Source organism: Laspinema palackyanum D2c, from assembly GCF_025370875.1.
GTDB lineage: Bacteria > Cyanobacteriota > Cyanobacteriia > Cyanobacteriales > Laspinemataceae > Laspinema > Laspinema palackyanum.
The window spans coordinates 1-3330 of the sequence record NZ_JAMXFD010000063.1; the positions used below are offsets into that span (position 1 = coordinate 1).

Annotated in this window: 4 protein-coding genes; all 4 read left to right on the forward strand. The window is 47.5% G+C overall.

Going from position 1 to position 3330, the window contains the following annotated elements; genetic code table 11:
- The first annotated feature begins 111 nt into the window (after positions 1-111).
- The 4 genes from NG795_RS28260 to NG795_RS28275 all read left to right on the forward strand — a co-directional run bounded on the left by NG795_RS28260 (position 112) and on the right by NG795_RS28275 (position 3256).
- On the forward strand, positions 112-792 hold the full coding sequence (locus NG795_RS28260) for an RpnC/YadD family protein (RefSeq protein WP_367291930.1): 681 nt from the start codon (positions 112-114) through the stop codon (positions 790-792).
- Between the two features lie 87 nt (positions 793-879).
- A complete protein-coding gene (locus NG795_RS28265) occupies positions 880-1131 on the forward strand; it encodes a hypothetical protein (RefSeq protein ID WP_367291931.1) in 252 nt (83 codons plus the stop codon).
- 130 nt (positions 1132-1261) lie between these two features.
- Positions 1262-1510 (forward strand): hypothetical protein, encoded by a 249-nt coding sequence (locus NG795_RS28270; RefSeq protein ID WP_367291932.1) that lies wholly within the window; start codon positions 1262-1264, stop codon positions 1508-1510.
- Positions 1511-1729: 219 nt separating this feature from the next.
- A complete protein-coding gene (locus NG795_RS28275; protein WP_367291933.1) occupies positions 1730-3256 on the forward strand; it encodes a tetratricopeptide repeat protein in 1527 nt (508 codons plus the stop codon).
- The last annotated feature ends 74 nt before the right edge of the window (positions 3257-3330 follow it).

Here is a 3330-nt window from a genome sequence, read left to right on the forward strand (position 1 = left end):
CCCTGCCACTTGTGGTGAGCCTTCACTTATGGTTTCCTATCTCAGGGAGTAGGGTCAAAAATGAGCGAACCGTAAGTCTACCATTATCGGTCCTTTGACATCCACAAAAAAGTGATTAGCCTAGCCATCCTAGGAGACGATCGCCCCTCATGGCGGCCCAACTCCTACAGTTATGAACTCGGAGGCAGTTCCATCCGCTTTGAATTTCCCATCGCCAAACTCCTAGACTACGAAAGTCAATGGGAGACCCTTAAAACCAGTCTCAATCCCTTAGCCTTTTTAGTCATGGCCCATTTAAAAACCCAAGCCACCACCGGAAATGCCCAAGAACGGGAACAGTATAAATGGGAGTTAGTACAGAACCTCTATGAACGAGGCTATACTGAGAATGACATCATCAAGCTATTTCGATTACTAGACTGGATGATGACCCTACCCGAAAGCCTGCAACAAAGTTTTGACACCAAACTCAAAAACTATCAGGAGGAACAAAAAATGCCGATTCTGAGCAATATCGAACGTCAAGCCCTGGAAACTGGTCGAGAAGAAGGTCGCCAGGAAGGTCGCCAAGAAGGCCGCCAAGAATCTTTAGAAGAAGGTCTCCAAAACTGTCGTAATATGGTTTTGGCGGTCTTGAACACGCGGTTTAACTCAGTGCCAGCCGAGGTTATTGACCGGATTAATCAAATCTCTGATTATGAGACTTTACAGCAACTGCTCGAACGGGGAATGTCTATCGGGTCTCTAGCGGAATTTGAGGAAGTTCTTGCCTCGATAATGACTAACAATTAAATCCTTACTGTAGGGGAAAGGATAGGGCAGGGCCTTGTCCTTTCTTTCGATTACGAAACTAGACATAACACTCACGGGAAGGAAACTATGCCGATTCTGAGCCATATCGAACGTCGCGCAATGGAAGAAGGTCGCCAACAAGGTCTCCAAATTGCTCGTCGGGAGATGATTTTGGAAGACTTGAACGAGCGGTTTAACCCTCTGCCACCCGAGGTGATTGACCGGATTAATCAAATCTCTGATTCGGAGACTTTAAAGCAACTGTTGAAACGGGGAAAGTCTAGCGGGTCCCTGGCGGAATTTGAGGAAGTTCTTGCCTCGATAATGACTAACAATTAAATCCTTAATCTAGGGGAAAAGATAGGGCAGAGCCTTGCCCTTTCTTTTGATTACGAAACTATAGCGATAAAAGACTCTACCTCATAACAGTGGAAACCGCTATAAACAGAACACTCACGGGGAGGGAAATATGCCGATTCTTAGCAATATCGAACGTCGCGCAATGGAAGCCGGTCGCCAACAAGGTCTCCAACTTGTTCGGGAGATTGTTTTGGAAGTTTTGAACGATCGCTTTAACCCAGTGCCACCGGCAGTGACTGAACGGATTAATCAAATCTCTGATTATGAGACTTTAAAGCAACTGTTCAAACAGGGAAGGTCTATCGGGTCCCTAGCGGAATTTGAGCAAGTTCTGGAATCCATGCTGACTCCCGATTAAAGATTCACTCCATCTGTAGGGACAGGGTGGGGTCTTGTCCTTGGGGATGAAATGGGGGACAAACTGCCCTACAATAACGGAAAATGCTGTGAAGCCGGGAAATATCAGTCCCAGACCTGCCAGGAATCCAGGCCAACTCCCTCGGAAGAGCAGAAACTCGACCTCACACCCCCACCAATCCCGTTCCGGGAATCCATCGATTAATCAAGGGTAGGCAAGATGAACGAACAACGGAAAATCGCCTATTTAGAACTGATTCAATCCCTCCTGAGTTGTCCTAGTGGCGAGGAACTCGGGATATTGAGCGCCCACCCGGAACTCGTGGATGAGGGATTGGTGGAGGTGATGCTTGCCGAAGCAGCAAGGATGTCCCAGGAAGGGGATGCGGAAAAGTTGCAGGAGTTGGCGAGGAAGATAGCAGGGAGTCACTATTCTGTTCCTACTCTCCAAAAACAAGCGGAAGCCGATCGCCTGTTGAATCAAGGTATTGCCCAGGAGGAGCAGGGTCAATCCCAGGAATCCCTGCAATCTTGCCACCAGTCTCTCGCACTCTGTCGGGAAGTGGCCGATCGCCCTTTGGAAGCTCGGGTGTTGGGAAACTTGGGAATTGCCTACCAGAATCTCAGACAATACTCCGAAGCGATCGCCTTTTACGAGCAGTCATTAGAAATTGCCCGGGAAATCAGCGATCGCCAAGCAGAAGGTTGTCTGTTGCGAATTCTGGGAACAGTCTACTCTGACCTAGGACGATACACCGAAGCGATCGCCTTCTACGAGCAGTCCCTCGCAATTGTCCGAGAACTTGGCGATCGCCCTGGGGAAGCAGCAGCTTGCGGCATTTTAGGACTGACTTATCGTCATTATTTGGGACAATACCAAAAAGCGATTGAATGTTTGGAGCAATGTGTAGCCGTCAGCCGAGAAATTGGCGATCGCCCTGGGGAAGCACAAGCTTGCGCCATTTTAGGACTGAGTTACCGTCAACTCGAACAATACCCACAAGCGATTGAATTTTTGGAGCAGTATTTAGCCCTCACCCGAGAACTTGGCGATCGCCGTGTGGAAGCCTTCGCTTTGGGAGAACTAGCAGTCACCTACTTGTTCCTTGAGGACTACCAACAGGCGATGACGCTGTGCAAACAGAGGTTAGAACTTGCTCGAACCCATGAAGAACCCACCGAGGCCGATTCAACTCTAGCAACCGGCATCAATCCAGAGGATTCTGCCCCCGTCTGGGCAGAAATTAATAGCTTTGTTAGCCAGTGTATCACTCAACAGAAATTTGATGAGGCCATTGCGATCTGCCAACATCAAATTCAGGTAATGCTCGATTTTAATGACATCTCATCGAGTTTAGTTGTTCTCCAGAATTTGGGTCAAGCCCGGTATAGCAAAGGTGAATATTCTGAAGCCATAGATTCCCATAAGGCAATGCTCCGACTTGCCAAGCAGGTGAACAATCTGGAGACTAAAAGTTTAGCCTTAGCTTGGATTGGTTTAGATTATTGGCAACTGGGAGACTTGAACCGGGCCTTAGTTTATTTTCAGGAACGACTCAATCTCTGTCAAACTCTGAATCATGTTGAAAGCAGACTAGAAACCCTTAAATGGCTCATTAAGATAGCCCCGGAACTCCCAGCCTATCAGGTAGCCATCCGCAGCTATGAAGAACTCATCCAAATTTATAGAGCGCAGGGCGATAAAACTGCCGAGCATGATCAGATGTACGCCTTGGGAGAGTTGTAAGCGGTCATGCAAAATAAATTGCATATTTTATAATTTTGAGGTAAAATCAGTAATTTAGACATAAATATGCATAG

Bases quoted from the DNA above. Each gene is read 5' to 3' on its own strand.
- NG795_RS28275 (WP_367291933.1), top strand. From the start codon at position 1,730: ATGAACGAACAACGGAAAATCGCCTATTTAGAACTGATTCAATCCCTC.
- NG795_RS28265 (WP_367291931.1), top strand. From the start codon at position 880: ATGCCGATTCTGAGCCATATCGAACGTCGCGCAATGGAAGAAGGTCGC.
- NG795_RS28270 (WP_367291932.1), top strand. From the start codon at position 1,262: ATGCCGATTCTTAGCAATATCGAACGTCGCGCAATGGAAGCCGGTCGC.